The sequence below is a fragment of the Dryocola baronae genome (genome assembly GCF_051297175.1).
Taxonomy (GTDB): domain Bacteria; phylum Pseudomonadota; class Gammaproteobacteria; order Enterobacterales; family Enterobacteriaceae; genus Dryocola.
This window is the reverse complement of sequence record NZ_JBINNY010000001.1, coordinates 2806203-2824921: the sequence shown is the minus strand read 5'-3', so window position 1 is coordinate 2824921 and position 18719 is coordinate 2806203. Positions and strand designations below refer to the sequence as shown.

The window sequence follows — 18719 nt, the reverse complement described above, 5'->3', positions numbered from 1 at the left end:
TTGTCAAAGCCGGGTTCGACCCGGCTTTAATGTTTTAATTTAGCAAGAAGTGTTATTATTAATTCGGTCTTCCGTTTTATTTATAGTAAAATGAAATCAGCCAACTTTTCTCCATCATTCCTCCACAATCGCTCTTCAGGTCATATATTCAGTATCTTTGAAACCTTTTGACAAATAAATTGACTATCCAAAAGTGTGATCGGGATCTACTCTTATAACGTTATCCGGCGAATGCCCTGGAATCCACTAAATAAGAGAAAAATTAAGATGAAAACTATTAACTATATCGCTGCGGCCAGCATCCTTTCTGTCGTTTCATTCGGTGCATTTGCAGCTCAGCCTGCCGCCAGCGCCGCAACGCAATCTACAGTCAAAACTTCCCATGTAACCACTGTCGAAGCGGGCTCTAACATCGCTCCTGGCTCACAGTCCACCGGTCGTTCAATGGATGATGCCTTTAACGTGCATACGCTGGTTGCCGGCGAGTGGTATTGATAAGTCCTGCTTTTGAAAATTCCCGCCTGCGCTTTTCCCTCTATGAATGCGTATTTTATACAGGCGCAATATAAAAAACCGGAGATAATAATCCGGTTTTTTATGTCTTTAATATCGCAGGTTATTCACTAAAGGGGGCTTTGCTACATTGCGAATTTCTGCCGAATATTTTCGCAACAAAACATCGTGGATAAGTAGTATATTTAGCCAAGACATAGCCTTAACGTTCAGAGCTATGAAAAGTGCATTGCCAATAAAATAATTAACACGGTCACCATGGCAACCGCGACCAAAACCAATGGGTGTTGACTCAGCCAGGCGTTCCAACGCGCTTCCTGACTGCCCACCGACTGTTTATGGCGCTCGTAAGTTTCATCAAAAAGATCCATTAAATTTCCCGCTTGCTTCAATCATGCATTACGTAACTGATGGGAAAATATCATCGTTCTGGCGATGTGTCACACAGCTATGCCCAGCTGAAATATCCATTTGTGTCCTTTAACCCTCACCTAATGACGTGTACTATTGCCGGGTGTAATCAGTAGGCGGTTGTGGGTACGTTAAGTATCAAGTACATAGTTTGCAGAGTGAAGCATTCGACCCTTCCTAACCTTCTGATTTATTTAAAACTTTATAAAGTTGCATGTGATCTTTCGTGCGGGTCACCACTGCAAATAAGGACTTATCATGCCTGTTATTACTCTTCCTGATGGTAGCCAACGCCATTTCGACCGCCCCGTTAGCCCGCTGGATGTGGCGCTGGACATCGGCCCCGGTCTTGCAAAAGCCTGTATTGCTGGTCGCGTAGACGGTGAGCTTGTTGACGCAACCGACCTCATCGAACACGATGCAAAACTTGCCATCATCACCGTTAAAGATGAAGCCGGTCTGGAAATTCTCCGTCACTCCTGTGCGCACCTGCTGGGTCACGCTATCAAACAGCTGTGGCCGAATACCAAAATGGCGATTGGCCCGGTTATCGACAACGGTTTTTATTACGACGTCGATCTTGACCACACCCTAACCCAGGAAGATCTTGAGCTGCTCGAAAAGCGTATGCACGAGCTGGCTGAAAAAGATTACGACGTTATCAAGAAGAAAGTGAGCTGGCATGAAGCCCGCGAAACTTTCGTCAACCGTGGCGAAAGCTACAAAGTGGCAATTCTTGATGAAAACATCAGCCATGATGACAAACCTGGTTTGTATCATCATGAAGAATACGTTGATATGTGCCGCGGTCCGCACGTACCGAATATGCGTTTCTGCCATCACTTCAAACTGCAGAAAACCTCCGGTGCTTACTGGCGTGGCGATAGCAACAATAAAATGCTGCAACGCATTTATGGCACTGCATGGGCGGATAAAAAACAACTCAATGCCTACCTGCAGCGTCTGGAAGAAGCGTCTAAGCGTGACCACCGTAAAATCGGTAAACAGCTCGACCTGTATCACATGCAGGAAGAAGCGCCGGGTATGGTGTTCTGGCACAACGACGGCTGGACAATCTTCCGCGAGCTGGAAGTGTTCGTACGTTCCAAGCTTAAAGAGTATCAGTATCAGGAAGTAAAAGGCCCGTTCATGATGGACCGTGTGCTGTGGGAAAAAACCGGCCACTGGGACAACTATAAAGATGCCATGTTCACCACCTCTTCTGAGAACCGTGAATATTGCATTAAGCCAATGAACTGCCCGGGTCACGTGCAAATTTTCAACCAGGGTCTAAAATCCTACCGCGACCTGCCGTTACGTATGGCTGAATTCGGTAGCTGCCACCGTAACGAGCCATCAGGCGCGCTGCATGGCCTGATGCGCGTTCGCGGTTTCACCCAGGATGATGCCCACGTCTTCTGTACTGAAGATCAGGTTCGCGACGAAGTGAATAGCTGTATTCGCATGGTTTATGACATGTACAGCACCTTCGGTTTCGAAAAAATCGTCGTGAAACTGTCAACGCGTCCAGAAAAACGCATTGGTACCGACGAAATGTGGGATCGTGCGGAAGCTGACCTGGCCGTGGCGCTGCAAGAGAACGAAATCCCGTTTGAATACCAGCCGGGCGAGGGCGCTTTCTACGGTCCTAAGATTGAATTTACCCTGTATGACTGCCTGGATCGTGCATGGCAGTGTGGTACCGTCCAGCTCGACTTCTCCCTGCCTACGCGCTTAAATGCGTCGTACATCGGCGAAAACAACGAGCGATTGGTGCCGGTGATGATTCACCGCGCCATTTTGGGCTCCATGGAAAGGTTTATCGGCATCCTCACCGAAGAGTTCGCTGGGTTCTTCCCAACCTGGCTTGCGCCGGTCCAGGCAGTGGTCATGAATATCACTGATGGACAGTCTGATTACGTTAACGAATTGACCCGTAAACTACAAAATGCAGGCATTCGCGTAAAAGCAGACTTGAGAAATGAGAAGATAGGCTTTAAAATCCGTGAACACACGTTGCGTCGTGTCCCTTATATGTTAGTTTGTGGCGACAAAGAGGTAGAAGCAGGCAAAGTTGCCGTTCGTACCCGTCGTGGCAAAGACTTGGGAAGCATGGACGTCAACGAATTGATTGAAAAGCTGCAGCAAGAAATCCGCAGCCGCAATCTAAATCAACTGGAGGAATAAAGTATTAAAGGCGGAAAAAGAGTTCAACCGGCGCGTCCTAATCGCATTAACAGAGAAATTCGTGCCACTGAGGTTCGTCTAACAGGTATAGACGGCGAGCAGCTAGGTATTGTCAGTCTGAATGAAGCTTTAGAAAAAGCCGAAGAGGCTGGGGTAGATTTAGTAGAAATCAGCCCTAATGCCGAACCGCCTGTTTGCCGCATCATGGACTACGGCAAGTTCCTCTACGAAAAAAGCAAATCTTCTAAGGAACAGAAGAAGAAGCAAAAAGTTATTCAGGTTAAGGAAATCAAATTCCGACCTGGCACTGACGATGGCGACTACCAGGTAAAACTCCGCAGCCTGGTTCGCTTTCTGGAAGAGGGTGATAAAGCTAAGATCACGCTGCGTTTCCGCGGTCGTGAGATGGCTCACCAGCAGATCGGTATGGAAGTGCTTAACCGCGTCCGTGACGATCTGAGTGAACTGGCAGTGGTCGAATCCTTCCCATCGAAGATCGAAGGCCGCCAGATGATCATGGTGCTCGCTCCTAAGAAGAAACAGTAAGGCACTCAAGTAACAGTTCCCGCGGGGCTTCGGCCTCGCAGGATTTGTTCGCCTTCTGGTTCGTTTAATTAACAATGCGAAGTGGAAAGTAATTAAATGCCAAAGATTAAAACAGTACGCGGCGCCGCTAAGCGCTTCAAGAAAACTGCCGGTGGTGGTTTTAAGCGCAAGCACGCTAACCTGCGTCACATTCTGACTAAAAAGTCTACTAAGCGTAAACGTCATCTGCGTCCAAAAGGCATGGTCTCCAAAGGGGATCTGGGCCTGGTAGTCGCGTGCCTGCCGTACGCATAAGTTAACTTTTTAATTAATTCAGAATATAGAACAGGAGAGCTAACATGGCTCGCGTAAAACGTGGTGTAATCGCACGTGCTCGTCACAAAAAAATCCTCAAACAAGCTAAAGGCTACTATGGTGCGCGTTCTCGCGTATACCGCGTTGCCTTCCAGGCTGTTATCAAAGCTGGTCAGTATGCTTACCGTGACCGTCGTCAACGTAAGCGTCAGTTCCGCCAGCTGTGGATTGCACGTATCAACGCTGCAGCTCGTCAGAACGGTATCTCTTACAGCAAATTCATCAACGGCCTGAAAAAAGCTTCTGTTGAAATTGACCGTAAGATCCTGGCTGACATCGCAGTTTTCGACAAAGTGGCATTCTCTGCCCTGGTTGAAAAAGCGAAAGCAGCTCTGGCGTAAGCCAGTTATCAGAGGGAGCTTGTCTCCCTCTTTTAATTTCTAACCTAATCAAATTATTGACATTTCGGGTCTGAGCCTTTTCAATACACAGAACGAAAAGCGTCGATTAAGGTAACTGCAAGCATGAATGCTGCTATTTTCCGTTTCTTTTTTTACTTTAGCGCCTGAATCAGGGGGCTTTGCGCGTAAGAAAAGAAACGAAAAACAGCGCTGAAAGCCTCCTTTGTGGAGGCTTTTTTTTTGCATATCGATTTTGTATACAGACAAACCACCCCGGTAATTATGCCGGCATAAGAGGAATACCATGCCACATCTCGCAGAGCTGGTTGCCAACGCAACGGCCGCCATAAACGAGGCCCAGGATGTTGCCGCGTTAGATAGCGTACGCGTCGAATATTTAGGGAAAAAGGGGCACCTGACCCTACAGATGACCACCCTGCGTGAACTGCCAGCGGAAGAGCGTCCGGCAGCAGGTGCGGTAATTAACGAAGCCAAAGAACAGGTACAGGAAGCACTCAACGCACGTAAGGCTTCGCTTGAAAGCGCTGCGTTGAACGCACGCCTGGCGCAGGAAACTATCGATGTCTCTCTGCCTGGTCGCCGCATCGAAAACGGCGGGCTGCATCCGGTAACCCGCACCATCGATCGTATTGAGCATTTCTTTGGCGAGCTTGGCTTTACCGTGGCAACCGGCCCGGAAATTGAAGATGACTATCACAACTTCGACGCGCTGAACATTCCAGGCCACCATCCGGCGCGCGCGGACCACGACACCTTCTGGTTCGACGCCACCCGCCTGCTGCGCACGCAAACCTCCGGCGTTCAGATTCGTACCATGAAGGATAAGCAGCCGCCAATCCGCATTATTGCGCCAGGCCGCGTTTACCGTAACGACTACGATCAGACCCACACCCCAATGTTCCACCAGATGGAAGGTCTGATTGTTGATAAGAACATCAGCTTCACCAACCTCAAGGGCACGCTGCACGATTTCCTGAATAACTTTTTCGAAGAAAACCTGCAGATTCGTTTCCGCCCGTCCTACTTCCCGTTCACCGAACCTTCCGCTGAAGTGGATGTGATGGGTAAAAACGGTAAGTGGCTGGAAGTACTTGGCTGCGGCATGGTGCACCCAAACGTACTGCGCAATGTAGGTATCGATCCTGAAGTGTACTCAGGTTTCGCATTCGGTATGGGCATGGAACGTTTAACCATGCTGCGCTACGGCGTCACCGATCTGCGCGCATTCTTCGAAAATGATTTACGTTTCCTCAAACAGTTCAAATAAAGGCGGGATATCCAATGAAATTCAGTGAACTCTGGTTACGCGAATGGGTAAACCCAGCCAATAGCAGTGAAGATCTGTCCAACCAAATTACCATGGCCGGTCTTGAAGTCGATGGCGTTGATGCCGTTGCAGGGGCGTTCCATGGCGTGGTAGTGGGTGAAGTTGTCGAGTGCGGTCAGCACCCGAACGCGGACAAGCTGCGCGTAACAAAAGTGAATGTCGGCGGCGAACGCCTGCTGGATATCGTCTGCGGTGCACCTAACTGCCGTCAGGGTCTGAAGGTAGCCGTGGCGACGGTTGGTGCGGTATTACCGGGCGATTTCAAAATTAAGGCGGCTAAGCTGCGCGGCGAACCGTCTGAAGGGATGCTCTGCTCCTTCTCCGAACTGGGCATTTCCGATGACCATAACGGCATTATCGAACTGCCAGCCGACGCGCCGATCGGCACCGATATCCGTGAATATCTGAAGCTTGATGACAACACTATCGAAATCAGCGTGACGCCAAACCGTGCGGATTGCCTGGGCATCATCGGTGTCGCTCGCGACGTGGCCGTGCTGAACAAGCTGCCGCTGGTTGAGCCGGAAATGTCCCCGGTTGCAGCCACCATCAACGACACGCTGCCGATTCGTGTTGACGCCGCACAGGCATGCCCTCGCTATCTGGGCCGTGTGGTTAAAGGCATCAACGTTAAGGCGCCCACGCCGCTGTGGATGAAAGAAAAGCTGCGTCGCTGCGGTATTCGCTCCATTGATGCCGTAGTTGACGTGACTAACTACGTGCTGCTTGAGCTTGGTCAGCCGATGCACGCTTTCGATCTGGATCGCATTGATGGCGGGATCGTCGTGCGTATGGCAGAAGAAGGTGAAACCCTGACCCTGCTGGACGGCAACGAAGCCAAGCTCAACGCCGACACGCTGGTTATCGCCGATCATAACAAAGCGCTGGCAATGGGCGGCATTTTCGGTGGCGAACATTCTGGCGTAAATGACGAAACGCAAAACGTCCTGCTTGAGTGCGCATTCTTCAGCCCGCTGTCCATCACAGGCCGCGCACGCCGTCACGGCTTGCATACCGACGCGTCCCACCGCTATGAGCGCGGCGTTGACTCTGCGCTACAGTATAAGGCGATGGAGCGTGCTACACGTTTGCTGATCGACCTTTGCGGCGGTGAAGCGGGCCCGGTGATTGATGTGACGAATGAAGCGCATCTGCCAAAACCTGCGACCATCACCCTGCGTCGCAGCAAGCTGGACCGTCTGATTGGTCACCACATTGAAGACGCGCTGGTTGGCGATATTCTTCGTCGTTTGGGCTGCGAAGTCACCGATGGTCAGGATCAATGGACGGCCGTCGCGCCAAGCTGGCGTTTTGATATGCAGATCGAAGAAGATCTGGTTGAAGAGGTCGCTCGCGTTTACGGCTACAACAGCATCCCGGACGAGCCCGTTCAGGCTGGCCTGGTGATGGGGACGCATCGTGAAGCGGACCTTTCCCTCAAGCGTGTGAAAACCATGCTGGTGGACAAAGGCTATCAGGAAGTGATCACCTACAGCTTCGTCGACCCGAAAATCCAGCAGCTGCTGCATCCGGGCGAAGAAAATCTGATTCTTCCTAATCCTATCTCAAGCGACATGTCCGCGATGCGCCTGTCTCTGCTGACCGGCCTGCTGAATACCGTGGTCTATAACCAGAACCGCCAGCAAAGCCGCGTGCGTATTTTCGAAACCGGCCTGCGCTTTGTCCCTGATACTCAGGCAGACCTTGGCATTCGCCAGGATCTTATGCTGGCGGGGGCTATCTGCGGCAACCGCTATGAAGAGCATTGGGATCTGGCGCGTAATACGGTCGACTTCTATGATTTGAAAGGTGACCTGGAATCCGTTCTCGATCTGACGGGCAAACTGGCCGACATTGAATTCAGAGCGGCAAGCAACCCGGCCCTGCATCCTGGCCAAAGTGCTGCTATTTATTTACATGGCGAATGCATTGGTTTCATTGGTGTTGTGCATCCGGAGCTTGAGCGCAAGCTTTCACTCAATGGCCGCACGCTTGTGTTTGAAGTGTTGTGGAGCAAGGTCGCAGACCGCGCGGTGCCTGAGGCGCAGGAAATTTCTCGCTTCCCAGCGAACCGCCGCGACATCGCTGTCGTGGTTGCTGAAAACGTTCCCGCAGCAGATATTTTGGTCGAATGTAAGAAAGTTGGCGCAAATCAGGTAGTTGGCGTAAACTTGTTTGATGTGTACCGTGGCAAGGGCGTAGCCGAAGGTTATAAGAGCCTGGCCATTAGCCTTATCCTTCAGGATACCGGCCGTACACTCGAAGAAGAGGAGATTGCCGCTACCGTTGCAAAATGCGTAGAGGCATTAAAAGAGCGATTCCAGGCATCATTGAGGGATTGAACGTATGGCGCTTACAAAAGCTGAAATGTCAGAATATCTGTTTGATAAGCTTGGGCTTAGCAAACGAGACGCTAAAGAGCTGGTAGAGCTGTTTTTCGAAGAGATCCGTCGCGCTCTGGAAAACGGCGAGCAGGTTAAACTATCAGGCTTCGGTAATTTTGACTTACGCGATAAAAACCAACGTCCCGGGCGTAACCCGAAGACTGGTGAAGACATTCCCATCACGGCCCGCCGTGTGGTGACTTTCCGACCTGGTCAGAAGTTGAAGAGTCGGGTTGAAAACGCGTCGCCAAAAGACGAGTAACCTGAGTTAACCAAAAAGGCCGCATCCGCGGCCTTTTTCTTTGCTTGTCCTTCCCGACAAACTCCCCGTAAAATCAGCAGCCTGACTGCCGCTCAATGGACCTTTCACGCTAATGCTCACTTTTGTCTCCCGACAGCGCCGCCTTGAACGCCTGTGGCTCATTATCCTGATGATGGTCATGACGGGCATGGGCGTGCTGAGCCTGTGCGCGGGGGACAGGTGGTTCTCTCCGCTAACGTGGTGGAGCGAGGATGCAAAGTTATTCATCTGGCAAATCAGAATGCCGCGCACGCTTGCCGTGCTGCTGGTAGGAGCCGCTCTCGCCGTTTCAGGCACCATCATGCAGGCGCTTTTTGAAAACCCGCTGGCGGAGCCCGGTTTGCTTGGCGTCTCTAACGGCGCGGGCGTGGCGCTGATTGCCGCCGTCTTGCTTGGGCAAGGCATGTTCCCGACCTGGGCATTGGGGCTGTGCGCCATTGCCGGGGCGCTGCTTATTACGCTTATCCTGCTGCGTTTTTCTCGCCGCCATCTCTCCACCAGCCGCCTGTTGCTTGCGGGCGTCGCGCTTGGGATTATCTGTAGCGCGCTGATGACCTGGGCAGTTTACTTCAGCACCAGCCTCGACCTGCGTCAGCTCATGTATTGGATGATGGGCGGGTTTGGCGGCGTGGACTGGCGGCAGTGGTGGCTGATGGTGACGCTGCTTCCGGTGATGGTTTGGCTGTGTCGCAGCTACGCGCCGTTGAACCTAATGGCGCTGGGCGAAACCTCCGCGCGTCAGCTCGGCCTGTCGGTGTGGATGTGGCGCAACATTCTGGTGATTGCCACCGGCTGGCTGGTCGGCGTGAGCGTCGCGCTTGCCGGAGCCATCGGCTTTATCGGCCTCGTTATCCCACACATGCTTCGTCTCAAAGGATTGACCGATCATCGCGTTTTGCTGCCCGCCAGCGCGCTGGCAGGGGCTTCGGTGCTGCTTGGGGCGGATATCATCGCGCGCCTGGCGCTGACGTCAGCCGAACTTCCTATCGGTGTCGTTACCGCAACGCTGGGCGCACCGGTGTTTATCTGGCTATTATTAAAGGCCGGGCGATAGCTTAGCAGGCTATGCTTGTTTATGCGGGTAACGACGCCGCACTTGATCATTAAGGGGACGCTATGCAAGACATTCTGAATACTGAAATTAAAACTATTGATGGTGAAATTACCACACTGGAACGCTGGAAAGGCCAGGTGCTGCTGCTGGTCAACGTTGCTTCTAAATGCGGGCTGACGCCGCAGTATGAGCAGTTGGAGAACATTCATAAAGCCTGGGCGGACAGGGGATTTAGCGTATTGGGCTTCCCTTGCAATCAGTTCCTGGGCCAGGAGCCGGGCAGCGAAGAAGAGATTAAAACTTTTTGCAGCACCACCTACGGCGTGACTTTTCCGATGTTCAGCAAAATCGACGTGAACGGTGAAAATCGCCATCCTCTTTACCAGAAGCTTATCGATGCGGCGCCAACGGCCGTTGCCCCGGAAAACAGCGGCTTCTATGAACGCATGAGCAGCAAAGGCCGAGCGCCGCTGTACCCGGACGACATTCTGTGGAACTTCGAAAAATTCCTCGTCGGTCGTGACGGGCAGGTGGTGCAGCGCTTCTCGCCGGACATGACGCCGGAAGATCCTATCGTCATGGAAGCCATCAAAATGGCGCTGGCGAAGTAGGCAATGTCGCTTTTGCAGTTAAACGACGTTTCGGTGGCGGAGCGGCTTGGGCCGATTTCCGCCACGGTGAAACCGGGTGAGCTGATTCATCTCGTAGGGCCTAACGGTGCCGGGAAAAGCACCCTGATAACGCATATGGCGGGCTTGTCCGAGGGAAAAGGGCGGATTGTACTCAACGGTTCGCCGCTGGATGATTGGACATCAGTTGCGCTGGCGCGGGCGCGTGCTTATCTCACGCAGCAGCAGCTTCCTCCCTTTGCTATGCCGGTCTGGCATTATCTTCAGCTGCATCAGGGGGCCGCTCAGGCCGAAGCCGTAATGATGCAGCTTGCCGAGGCCTTCTGGCTGAAGGACAAGCTCACTCGCCCGGTGAATCAGCTTTCCGGCGGGGAATGGCAGCGCGTGCGTTTGGCGGCGGTAATACTGCAAATCCATCCCGATATCAACCCGGCGGGGCGTCTGCTGCTGCTGGATGAGCCGATGAACAGCCTCGATGTTGCCCAACAGGTGGCGCTCGACCGGCTGCTAATGCAGCTGTGCGAGGCGGGCGTTGCGGTGGTCATGAGCAGCCACGACCTTAACCACACCCTGCGCCATGCGCACACGGTTTGGCTATTGCGGGCCGGTAAAATGGTCGCCCAGGGCAGCCGCGACGCCGTACTTTCCCCGCAAAACTTAACCAAAGCTTACGATATGCACTTCCGAAGATTGCAAATAGAGGGGCATAGTATGCTAATTACCCCGCTAACGGAGGGGTAAAACTTGCAACAAATCATGGGTAAGCGCTAAATTACCGGAAATTATAAACGGCTGAGGATCTGCCTGAGATGCGTGTCTGGTTTATTGTAGTGGCCTGTCTGATACTCGCGGGGTGTAGCCACAATGCTCCACCGCCAAACGCGCGGCTTTCAGACTCCATCACCGTCATCGCCAAACTTAACGACCAGCTCAGCGGCTGGCGCGGCACGCCGTACAGCTACGGCGGGATGAGCCGTCGTGGCGTTGACTGTTCCGGCTTCGTGTTGACAACGTTTCGCGACCAGTTCGATCTGCAGCTCCCGCGTATGACCAGCCAGCAGGCTGAAGTCGGCACCAAAATCGATAAAGACGATTTGCTCCCGGGTGACCTGGTGTTCTTTAAAACCGGCTCCGGCGAAAACGGGCTGCACGTCGGCATTTACGACACTGATAATCAGTTTATCCACGCCTCAACCAGCCGGGGCGTCATGCGCTCTTCGCTGGATAACGTCTACTGGCGCAAGAAATTCTGGCAGGCGCGCCGTATCTAGCTTTGCGCTGGCCCTCGTTGGGCCAGCCGCACATCTTTTTTCTCCAAAGCGTGACTCTCTTCCATAAATCCGGGGTTAGCCCAGGCAACGCGCCCTATATCAGGTAATATCAAAAAGCAGTTTTCCCGACTCTTTGTTAAGGATCCCCATGGTTACCCTGGAAGATGTTGCCGCAAACGCCGGCGTCTCGCGCGCTACCGTTTCACGCGTGGTAAACGGTGATACCAACGTTAAGGCCCAGACGCGTACTAAAGTTGAAGCGGCGATAGCAGCGCTGGGCTATTCACCGAATCCGGCGGCTCGGGCCCTTGCCTCAAGCCAGAGCAACACCATTGGTCTGGTCACCACGTCCTATCGCGGTGGTTTTTTCGGGGCGCTGATGGATACCGTACAAAGCGAAACGGAGCGGCAGGGCAAACAGCTGCTGGTCACACAGGGACGCAGCTTCGCGGACAAAGAGCTGAGCGCCATGCAGCGCCTGTATAACCTGCGCTGCGACGGGCTGATTTTGCATATTCGCGCGCTGGAGGATGAAGCGCTGCTGCATCTAGCCGAGCAGGGGAAAAGATTTATCGTTTTAGATAGAGATGTCCCCGGTCTGGAAGATCGCTGCGTCGTCTTTGACCATCGCGCGGCAAGCGCGCTGGCGACACAGGTCTTTACCGATGCGGGTCATACCGCCATCGCCTGCCTGCACGGGCCGACGAGTCGCGAATCCAGCCTGTTGCGTCGGCAGGGATTTTTAGATGCTATGGACAGGGCGGGGCTCACGCCCGTTGCGGTGCTGGAAGGAGCCTACGACATGCCCAGCGGCCATCTGCGGACATCACAGCTCCTTGCCGATACCCGGCCCACGGCTATTTACTGCTGTAATGAGGAAATGGCCATTGGCGCAATGCTGGCAATTACCGAACGCGGTTTGCGCATTCCGCAAGATATATCCCTTATTTGTTATGACAGTGGAGAAAGAGCAGCATTTGTGCGTCCGGCATTAACCAGCGTACATTTTCCGATTAGTGAAATGGCCAGGTTTGCCACCCGAAAATTGCTTGATAAAAACTGCCTGAATGAAACTTTCACGCCGCAGATTGTCCACCGAGATTCAGTTCGCCGCGTAAGGTAAAACTAGCAATAAGCCAATATCCAGGATAAGCTAAATATATACTTAAGGAAAATTCTTAAAAGCTTCAGGGATGAAACCTATATTAATGCTAGAAAAATCAATCCAGCTCATGCTGGGTGTTCATCGCGTGACGATGCCGTTCCCCCTTGTAGAATCACGGCTGGCAATATGATCGTCTCTCTGGATATTGTTTATCGTTCGCATTTTTATTTACAGCCAGCCTTTAAGCCGGAAGGTTTACTTTTTGGTATAGAATTAATCACCAACTTTATCGGCGTTGATACGCCGGTTCGTATTCCAACCGAGCTGGTTCTCCCACATATTAGCGCAGAACAAGAATTAACATTGTTCTGCGAAAAAATAGCATTACTCGAAAACTATCAAGATTTGTTAATGACTCAGAAGATAAAAGTCTGGGTTAATATAAATGAAAATAATGTGGATGCTATTCTTTCTGACCGACAGTTAATTACCCGCCTAGGCCGATTGCCCTTCATTGAGTTCACCGTTAATGAGAATTTTGCAGATTTAAATCTCGGCAGCGGCAATCTTCGCCTGCGTGAATTAAGCCAGCTATTCCCGCTTGCGCTGGCGAACTTTGGTGCCGGAATTGCCACCACAACGTCTATTTTTGACGGCCTGTTTACCACGGTCATTCTCGACAAGGGCTTCATTCTTAAGCAAATCAACGCGGGATCCTTTGCCCCGTTTATGCTCGCCATTATCGGTCAGCTTTCCCCCTCGTGCCGCGCGTTAATCATCACGGGCATAAATGATGAAGCCTCACGCCTTAAGGTAAACTCGCTTGGGTTTAGCGCCATGCTGGGCAATCTGTGGCCCGCGGTGCCAGCGGAATCATTACCGGAACTCATCCATCCGCAATAAGGCTTATAGCCATAAAGACCCTGCCGCCGTGCCGTGTTTAAATGCCGGCGAAGGCACTACACTATCAGTCTGGAGGACTCATGACTGAAAACCCCGTGTTCAACAATACCTGGCGTGACGAATTACCCGGCTTTTATAGCGAACTCAGCCCGACGCCGCTGCACAACGCGCGTTTGCTCTATCACAACCGCCAGCTCGCCGACGATCTGGGGCTGTCTGCCGACCTGTTTCACGCCGCGAATGTTGGCATCTGGAGCGGCGAAACCCTCCTTCCGGGCATGCAGCCCGTGGCACAGGTTTACAGCGGGCACCAGTTCGGCGTTTGGGCAGGCCAGCTCGGCGACGGTCGCGGTATCCTGCTGGGCGAACAGCAGCTCGAAGACGGGCGTAAATTCGACTGGCACCTGAAAGGCGCAGGCCTGACCCCCTATTCGCGAATGGGCGACGGCCGCGCGGTACTGCGTTCAACCATTCGTGAATTTCTCGCCAGCGAAGCGATGTTCGCGCTGGGCATTCCCACCACCCGCGCGCTCACTATCGTCACCAGCGACACGCCCGTTCGCCGTGAGACAACCGAGCAGGGGGCGATGCTGGTGCGCGTGGCGCAAAGCCACGTCCGCTTCGGCCACTTCGAACACTTCTACTACCGCCGCGAGCCGGAAAAAGTTCAGCAGCTTGCAGATTACGTTATCGAACACCACTGGCCCGAGCTGGTGGGGCAGGCGGATCGCTACGAACGCTGGTTCCGCGACGTGGTAGAGCGCACCGCGCGGCTCATTGCCCACTGGCAGACGGTTGGCTTCGCGCATGGCGTTATGAACACCGACAATATGTCGATCCTCGGCCTGACCATGGACTACGGGCCGTACGGCTTCCTGGATGACTACCAGCCGGACTACATCTGCAATCATTCCGACCACCAGGGCCGCTACGCCTTCGACAATCAGCCCGCCGTCGGCCTATGGAATTTGCAGCGCCTCGGCCAGTCCCTGTCGCCGTTTATTGCGGTTGATAAGCTTAATGACGCGCTCGACCACTATCAGTTTGCACTGATGCGCGCCTTCGGCCAGCGGATGCGCGCAAAGCTCGGCTTCACCACCGAGCAAAAGGCGGACAACGAAATCCTCACCGAACTCTTTGGCCTGATGGAAAAAGAGGGCAGCGACTACACGCGCACCTTCCGCATGCTCAGCCTGACCGAGCAAAAAGACGCAAACTCGCCGCTGCGGGATGAATTTATTGACCGCGCCGGGTTTGATAGCTGGTTTACCCGCTATCGTGAAAGGCTGCAAATTGAACAGGTGAGCGACGAAGAAAGGCAAAGCGCCATGAAGGCCGCGAACCCGGCCGTGGTGCTGCGCAACTGGCTTGCGCAACGGGCGATTAGCGCGGCGGAGCAGGGGGATATCGGCGAGCTTGAACGCCTGCATTTGGCGTTAAGCAAACCCTTTGAGGATCATGAAGGGGATTTAACCCAGCGCCCGCCTGACTGGGGCAAGCGGCTAGAAGTGAGTTGCTCAAGCTGATAATAGCCGGGTGGCGTCGATGCTTATCCGACCGACGGTAAGGATTTTGTCGGGTGGCGCTGCGCTTACCCGACCTACCTGGCCGGGAATTTGTAGGTCGGATAAGCGCAGCGCCATCCGACATTGCACCCAGACAACCCACTCAGAATTTGTAGGTCGGATAAGCGCAGCGCCATCCGACATTCCAGCCCGACATTCCAATCCGACATTACAACGCATTCCACCCCGCTCACGGCTCTAACCACACCTGCGGCACCGGGTGTTCGGGATCGCTGAACACCTTGAGGTCCGCCTGATACCAGTGCCTGAGCGTTGCCTCGTTTAAAACCTCCTGCGGCGTGCCTTCAGCCACAAGCCTGCCGCCGTGCAGCAGCACGATACGATCCGCCCACAGCGCCGCGAGATTCAAATCGTGCACCACGACGCAAACCGCAAGCGTGCCCATCAGCGCCAGCCTGCGCAGCAGCCGCAGTACGTGCTGCTGATGGTAGAGATCGAGGGCCGACGTGGGCTCATCCAGAAACAGCCAGCCGTGCGGCTGCCCGTTATGCCACAGCTGAGCCAGCGCGCGCGCCAGCTGTACGCGCTGCTGCTCGCCGCCGGAAAGCTGGCAGAAATCGCGCCCGGCAAGGCAATCGCAGCCGGTTAAGCCCATGACTTCATTAACGATATCCTGCGTGTCGCCGCCCGGCCACGGCGCGCGGCCCATGGCGATAACGTCTTCCACCGTCCAGCTAAACGCCATGCCGCTGCGCTGTCGCATCACCGCTCGTCGGCGGGAAAGCGCTTCGTTCGGCCAGGCTTCGAGCGGGCGGTCTGCCAGACTGATGCTGCCGCCGTCCGGTAACTGATACCCGGTCAGCACGCGCAGCAGCGTCGATTTTCCCGCGCCGTTGGGGCCAATCAGCGCGACGACCTCGCCGGGAATTAAAGAAAGGGTAATGTCATTGAGCAGAAGCTTCGCCCCCGCCCGCAGGGAAACGCGCTGCGCCCGTAAAACCTCAGCCATCGGTTGCTCTCCGTTGACGGAAAATCATCGCTAAAAACCACGGGCCGCCGAGCAGGCTGGTCAGCAGGCCAACCGGCATTTCGGCGGGGGCCACCAGCGTGCGGGCTAAGGTGTCGGCTACCAGCAGCAGCATCGCTCCGGCAAGAACAGAGCCGGGGATCAGCCAGCGGTGATCCGCCCCAAGCCACATGCGGACCAGATGGGGGATCACCAGGCCGACAAAGCCGATCACGCCGCTCACCGCAACCGCCGCCGCAACCAGCAGCGCGCTGAGAATAAGCAGCCGTCGCTGCGTGCGCTTAACGTCCACGCCCAGGTAATGCGCCTCTTCGTCGCCCAGCTGGAGCAGATTCAGGCGAGGGGCTAAGAACGCGATGCCGAGCGAGGCGGGCAGCACAAATGATGCGGTGGCAAGCAGCGTGGACCACTGCGCCTGGCCGAGGCTGCCCATGCCCCAAAGCGAAAGCTGGCGAAGCTGTGTATCGTTGCTGAACCACGAAAGCACGCCGACCGCCGCACCGCACAGGGCGTTAATCGCGATGCCGACGAGCAGCAGGCGCGAAAGGCTGTTATCGCCCCGGCGGCTAAGCAGAAAAATCACCAGCGTCACGGCAAGGCTGCCAAGAAAAGCCGCCAGCATCGGCACGTAAAGCGCCAGAACGGCGGGTAAAGCCAAAGGTAAAACCACCGACAAACCTACGGCCAGCGCGGCACCGCTGCTGATGCCGAGCAGGCCCGGATCGGCCAGCGGGTTACGGAACAGTCCCTGCATTACGCAGCCGGACAGGGCGAGTGCGCCCCCTACCAGCGCCGCCAGCAGCACCCGCGGCAGGCGAATGTTAAGCCAGATATGGCGCAGCGCGTCATCGTGCGCCTGCCACAGCACCGAGATGGACAGTCTCATCGCTCCCATATTAGTGGCGACCAGCGCCAGGGCAAGGAGCGCCAGCCCCAGAGCGAGCAGCGTCTGGCGTGGTAGAGGGCGGCGCATCACGGGAGCCGCTCCGCCTGCTTGCGCAGGGCGAGGATCGCATCCGGCGTTTGCAGGCCGAAGCCGAGCAGCGCCATATCATCTACGATCGCAAGCCGATGGTGCTTACCCGCCGGTGTCTGCGCCAGGCCCGGCAGCGCCCAAACGTTGCTCTCACCGCCGAGGCTTTTTACGCTGTCTTTCGTCACCAGAATTAAGTCCGGCTGGCTGGCAATCGTCCCTTCCTGAGACAGCGCCTGATAGCGGTTGAATCCCTGCATCGCGTTGCGCAGCCCGGCGGCGGTAATGGCCGCATCGGCGGCGGTCTGCTGCCCCGCGGCCATTGCGGACATGCCGCCGTGGCTCATGATAAACAGCACCTTCACCGGCAGCTTTTGCGAGGGGACGGAAGCCAGTTTGTCACTGACTTCCTTACGCAGCGCTTCGCCCTGCGCGGTTTTACCCAGCGCTTTAGCGACGGCGGTGATTTTAGTTTCAATGCCTTCGAGCGAGTTTTCCGCCGGGATCGTCACCACTTCGACCCCGCTCGCCGCAACCTGCTCAAGCGCCAGCGACGGGCTGGCCTGCGCGCTTGCCAGCACCAGATCCGGGCGCATCGCCAGAATTCCTTCCGCGCTGAGCTGGCGCATATAGCCCACGTCCGGCAGCTTAGCGGCCGCCGCCGGATAGAGGCTCGTGGTATCACGGGCGATAACCTGCCCGCCGGCCCCCAAAGCAAAGGCGATTTCCGTAACGTCACCGCCGATAGTCACCACGCGCTCGGCCGCCGTGGCGAAGATCGGCAGAGCAAGCAGGACGGCTAGCCAGCGTTTCATGCCGCCAGCCCTTTGTTGGTCAGCGCCGCAAGCTGCGTGCGCCACTGCTGCTGTTCCGGCTGGCCTTCGGTGCGCTGGCCGTAGAGCTGGGCGATTTGCGTACCGTCGGCGGCAAACAGCTCCAGGCTGCTCACAAAGCCGTCGCCGCTTGGCTTACGGGTTACCCAGCTTTCGGCGATGGTATCGGCCATCAGGTGCAGCGTGAACGCGGGGTTGAAGATGTTGATCCAGCTGTCCATCGGCACAATTTTTTCGATCGTACCGGTGAAAATCTGCACGCAGCCACGGTTGCCGACAAAAATCATAATCTCGTTTTTGTCCTGCTTCGCCTGGCGCAGCAGCTGCTCAAGCGCGGAATTATCCACCTGCTGGGCCAGATCGTTCGCCACCAGGCGGAAAGCCTGCTGACGCGTAAGCTGGTGGCGCTTGAGCAGGCCGAAGAACTGGTGAACATCGTTCATGGCGCGCCATTCCGCTTCGACCTGCGCGACGTCAGGGGCCGGAGTCATGATGGCTTCCTCCGCCGCGCTCAGCGCAAGCGGCGGGTTATCGGCGTAGATGAACGTCGCCAGCAGCTGCCCCCAGGCGGTGAAATCGGTGTTATCGGTCGTATAGACCTTTAACAGCGCGTCGCCCTGGCGATCGAAGAACTGAATGCTCTGGCGTTCGCCGCGCGCGGTGGCTTCACGAACGTGGAAGGCGCTTGCCCACTGGTTGAGGAACAGGCGCAAATCCAGCGCGCGCGGGTTGAGCACCAGGCCCGCATGGCCTTCAAGATGCTGATTTTCATAGCGGCCAACCTGCTCGTGAACCGCATATTCGTTGCGGCAGATAGACTTGGTTTCGCCGACGCTTTCCAGCGCCGTAATAATTTCGCGCGCTTCGCCTTTTAAACGCCAGGCGTCATGGCCGACGCGGGCGTGGGCCAGCTCGGCTTCGCTGATGCCCATCAGCTTTGCGATATCGCGGGCATATTTCTTTGGATGCTGCTGCTTAAGCTGCAGCCAGCTGTCATAGCGTTGCGTCATGCG

General features: G+C 55.1%; 21 protein-coding genes and 1 other annotated feature. Of the genes, 16 read left to right on the top strand and 5 right to left on the bottom strand.

What is annotated here, in order from left to right; all coding sequences use genetic code 11:
- Positions 1-267 precede the first annotated feature (267 nt).
- Positions 268-495 carry a hypothetical protein gene (locus ACSPHG_RS13305; RefSeq protein WP_435954004.1) on the top strand — a complete coding sequence of 76 codons (228 nt, stop codon included), beginning with the start codon at positions 268-270 and terminating at the stop codon, positions 493-495.
- A gap of 233 nt (positions 496-728) precedes the next feature.
- On the opposite strand, the gene ACSPHG_RS13300 is transcribed toward ACSPHG_RS13305, so the two are convergent.
- Positions 729-884, bottom strand: coding sequence for a hypothetical protein (locus tag ACSPHG_RS13300; RefSeq protein ID WP_435954003.1), 156 nt, complete (start codon positions 882-884; stop codon positions 729-731).
- A gap of 298 nt (positions 885-1182) precedes the next feature.
- Here ACSPHG_RS13300 and thrS point away from each other — a divergent pair, with 298 nt between their 5' ends.
- The 15 genes from thrS to selO all read left to right on the top strand — a co-directional run bounded on the left by thrS (position 1183) and on the right by selO (position 14873).
- A complete protein-coding gene (gene thrS, locus ACSPHG_RS13295) occupies positions 1183-3111 on the top strand; it encodes a threonine--tRNA ligase (RefSeq protein ID WP_435954002.1) in 1929 nt (642 codons plus the stop codon).
- Positions 3112-3114: 3 nt separating this feature from the next.
- A complete protein-coding gene (infC, locus tag ACSPHG_RS13290; RefSeq protein WP_072009408.1) occupies positions 3115-3657 on the top strand; it encodes a translation initiation factor IF-3 in 543 nt (180 codons plus the stop codon).
- A 96-nt stretch (positions 3658-3753) separates the two neighbouring features.
- Positions 3754-3951 (top strand): 50S ribosomal protein L35, encoded by a 198-nt coding sequence (gene rpmI / locus ACSPHG_RS13285; RefSeq protein ID WP_004263702.1) that lies wholly within the window; start codon positions 3754-3756, stop codon positions 3949-3951.
- Between the two features lie 44 nt (positions 3952-3995).
- Complete coding sequence (rplT, locus tag ACSPHG_RS13280) at positions 3996-4352, top strand: 50S ribosomal protein L20 (protein WP_000124849.1); 357 nt, start codon at positions 3996-3998, stop codon at positions 4350-4352.
- Between the two features lie 118 nt (positions 4353-4470).
- Positions 4471-4594 (top strand) — a sequence feature (Phe leader region).
- A complete protein-coding gene (gene pheM / locus ACSPHG_RS13275; RefSeq protein ID WP_106120997.1) occupies positions 4476-4520 on the top strand; it encodes a pheST operon leader peptide PheM in 45 nt (14 codons plus the stop codon). It overlaps the preceding feature by 45 nt.
- Before the next feature lie 62 nt (positions 4595-4656).
- Positions 4657-5640 carry a phenylalanine--tRNA ligase subunit alpha gene (gene pheS / locus ACSPHG_RS13270; RefSeq protein ID WP_435954001.1) on the top strand — a complete coding sequence of 328 codons (984 nt, stop codon included), beginning with the start codon at positions 4657-4659 and terminating at the stop codon, positions 5638-5640.
- Between the two features lie 14 nt (positions 5641-5654).
- Positions 5655-8042 carry a phenylalanine--tRNA ligase subunit beta gene (gene pheT / locus ACSPHG_RS13265; protein ID WP_435954000.1) on the top strand — a complete coding sequence of 796 codons (2388 nt, stop codon included), beginning with the start codon at positions 5655-5657 and terminating at the stop codon, positions 8040-8042.
- Positions 8043-8046: 4 nt separating this feature from the next.
- Positions 8047-8346: an integration host factor subunit alpha gene (ihfA, locus tag ACSPHG_RS13260; RefSeq protein WP_001229265.1), complete on the top strand. Its 300-nt coding sequence runs from the start codon at positions 8047-8049 to the stop codon at positions 8344-8346.
- 112 nt (positions 8347-8458) lie between these two features.
- Positions 8459-9439 (top strand): vitamin B12 ABC transporter permease BtuC, encoded by a 981-nt coding sequence (gene btuC, locus ACSPHG_RS13255; RefSeq protein WP_435953999.1) that lies wholly within the window; start codon positions 8459-8461, stop codon positions 9437-9439.
- 62 nt (positions 9440-9501) lie between these two features.
- Positions 9502-10050 (top strand): glutathione peroxidase, encoded by a 549-nt coding sequence (locus ACSPHG_RS13250; protein WP_435953998.1) that lies wholly within the window; start codon positions 9502-9504, stop codon positions 10048-10050.
- A gap of 3 nt (positions 10051-10053) precedes the next feature.
- On the top strand, positions 10054-10809 hold the full coding sequence (gene btuD, locus ACSPHG_RS13245; RefSeq protein WP_435953997.1) for a vitamin B12 ABC transporter ATP-binding protein BtuD: 756 nt from the start codon (positions 10054-10056) through the stop codon (positions 10807-10809).
- 68 nt (positions 10810-10877) lie between these two features.
- Positions 10878-11339 carry an NlpC/P60 family protein gene (locus ACSPHG_RS13240; RefSeq protein WP_435953996.1) on the top strand — a complete coding sequence of 154 codons (462 nt, stop codon included), beginning with the start codon at positions 10878-10880 and terminating at the stop codon, positions 11337-11339.
- 148 nt (positions 11340-11487) lie between these two features.
- Complete coding sequence (locus tag ACSPHG_RS13235) at positions 11488-12462, top strand: LacI family DNA-binding transcriptional regulator (RefSeq protein ID WP_435953995.1); 975 nt, start codon at positions 11488-11490, stop codon at positions 12460-12462.
- A gap of 168 nt (positions 12463-12630) precedes the next feature.
- A complete protein-coding gene (locus ACSPHG_RS13230) occupies positions 12631-13347 on the top strand; it encodes an EAL domain-containing protein (protein WP_435953994.1) in 717 nt (238 codons plus the stop codon).
- A gap of 80 nt (positions 13348-13427) precedes the next feature.
- A complete protein-coding gene (gene selO, locus ACSPHG_RS13225) occupies positions 13428-14873 on the top strand; it encodes a protein adenylyltransferase SelO (protein WP_435953993.1) in 1446 nt (481 codons plus the stop codon).
- Between the two features lie 229 nt (positions 14874-15102).
- Here selO and ACSPHG_RS13220 read toward each other — a convergent pair whose 3' ends face one another.
- The 4 genes from ACSPHG_RS13220 to ACSPHG_RS13205 are packed head-to-tail and all read right to left on the bottom strand — an operon-like array spanning position 15103 to position 18716.
- Positions 15103-15882 (bottom strand): heme ABC transporter ATP-binding protein, encoded by a 780-nt coding sequence (locus ACSPHG_RS13220; RefSeq protein WP_435953992.1) that lies wholly within the window; start codon positions 15880-15882, stop codon positions 15103-15105.
- Entirely contained in the window at positions 15875-16873 is a 999-nt protein-coding gene (locus ACSPHG_RS13215; RefSeq protein ID WP_435953991.1) for a FecCD family ABC transporter permease, read from the bottom strand. The genes ACSPHG_RS13220 and ACSPHG_RS13215 overlap by 8 nt, the downstream gene beginning before the upstream one ends.
- Positions 16873-17688, bottom strand: coding sequence for a heme/hemin ABC transporter substrate-binding protein (locus ACSPHG_RS13210; RefSeq protein WP_435953990.1), 816 nt, complete (start codon positions 17686-17688; stop codon positions 16873-16875). Before ACSPHG_RS13210 ends, ACSPHG_RS13215 begins: the two co-directional genes overlap by 1 nt.
- Complete coding sequence (locus ACSPHG_RS13205; protein ID WP_435953989.1) at positions 17685-18716, bottom strand: hemin-degrading factor; 1032 nt, start codon at positions 18714-18716, stop codon at positions 17685-17687. Before ACSPHG_RS13205 ends, ACSPHG_RS13210 begins: the two co-directional genes overlap by 4 nt.
- Between the last annotated feature and the right edge of the window lie 3 nt (positions 18717-18719).

Coding starts and splice junctions, on each gene's coding strand:
- ACSPHG_RS13305 (WP_435954004.1), top strand. CDS start 268: ATGAAAACTATTAACTATATCGCTGCGGCCAGCATCCTTTCTGTCGTT.
- ACSPHG_RS13300 (WP_435954003.1), bottom strand. CDS start 884: ATGGATCTTTTTGATGAAACTTACGAGCGCCATAAACAGTCGGTGGGC.
- thrS (WP_435954002.1), top strand. CDS start 1,183: ATGCCTGTTATTACTCTTCCTGATGGTAGCCAACGCCATTTCGACCGC.
- rpmI (WP_004263702.1), top strand. CDS start 3,754: ATGCCAAAGATTAAAACAGTACGCGGCGCCGCTAAGCGCTTCAAGAAA.
- rplT (WP_000124849.1), top strand. CDS start 3,996: ATGGCTCGCGTAAAACGTGGTGTAATCGCACGTGCTCGTCACAAAAAA.
- pheS (WP_435954001.1), top strand. CDS start 4,657: ATGCCACATCTCGCAGAGCTGGTTGCCAACGCAACGGCCGCCATAAAC.
- pheT (WP_435954000.1), top strand. CDS start 5,655: ATGAAATTCAGTGAACTCTGGTTACGCGAATGGGTAAACCCAGCCAAT.
- ihfA (WP_001229265.1), top strand. CDS start 8,047: ATGGCGCTTACAAAAGCTGAAATGTCAGAATATCTGTTTGATAAGCTT.
- btuC (WP_435953999.1), top strand. CDS start 8,459: ATGCTCACTTTTGTCTCCCGACAGCGCCGCCTTGAACGCCTGTGGCTC.
- ACSPHG_RS13250 (WP_435953998.1), top strand. CDS start 9,502: ATGCAAGACATTCTGAATACTGAAATTAAAACTATTGATGGTGAAATT.
- btuD (WP_435953997.1), top strand. CDS start 10,054: ATGTCGCTTTTGCAGTTAAACGACGTTTCGGTGGCGGAGCGGCTTGGG.
- ACSPHG_RS13240 (WP_435953996.1), top strand. CDS start 10,878: ATGCGTGTCTGGTTTATTGTAGTGGCCTGTCTGATACTCGCGGGGTGT.
- ACSPHG_RS13235 (WP_435953995.1), top strand. CDS start 11,488: ATGGTTACCCTGGAAGATGTTGCCGCAAACGCCGGCGTCTCGCGCGCT.
- ACSPHG_RS13230 (WP_435953994.1), top strand. CDS start 12,631: ATGATCGTCTCTCTGGATATTGTTTATCGTTCGCATTTTTATTTACAG.
- selO (WP_435953993.1), top strand. CDS start 13,428: ATGACTGAAAACCCCGTGTTCAACAATACCTGGCGTGACGAATTACCC.
- ACSPHG_RS13220 (WP_435953992.1), bottom strand. CDS start 15,882: ATGGCTGAGGTTTTACGGGCGCAGCGCGTTTCCCTGCGGGCGGGGGCG.
- ACSPHG_RS13215 (WP_435953991.1), bottom strand. CDS start 16,873: ATGCGCCGCCCTCTACCACGCCAGACGCTGCTCGCTCTGGGGCTGGCG.
- ACSPHG_RS13210 (WP_435953990.1), bottom strand. CDS start 17,688: ATGAAACGCTGGCTAGCCGTCCTGCTTGCTCTGCCGATCTTCGCCACG.
- ACSPHG_RS13205 (WP_435953989.1), bottom strand. CDS start 18,716: ATGACGCAACGCTATGACAGCTGGCTGCAGCTTAAGCAGCAGCATCCA.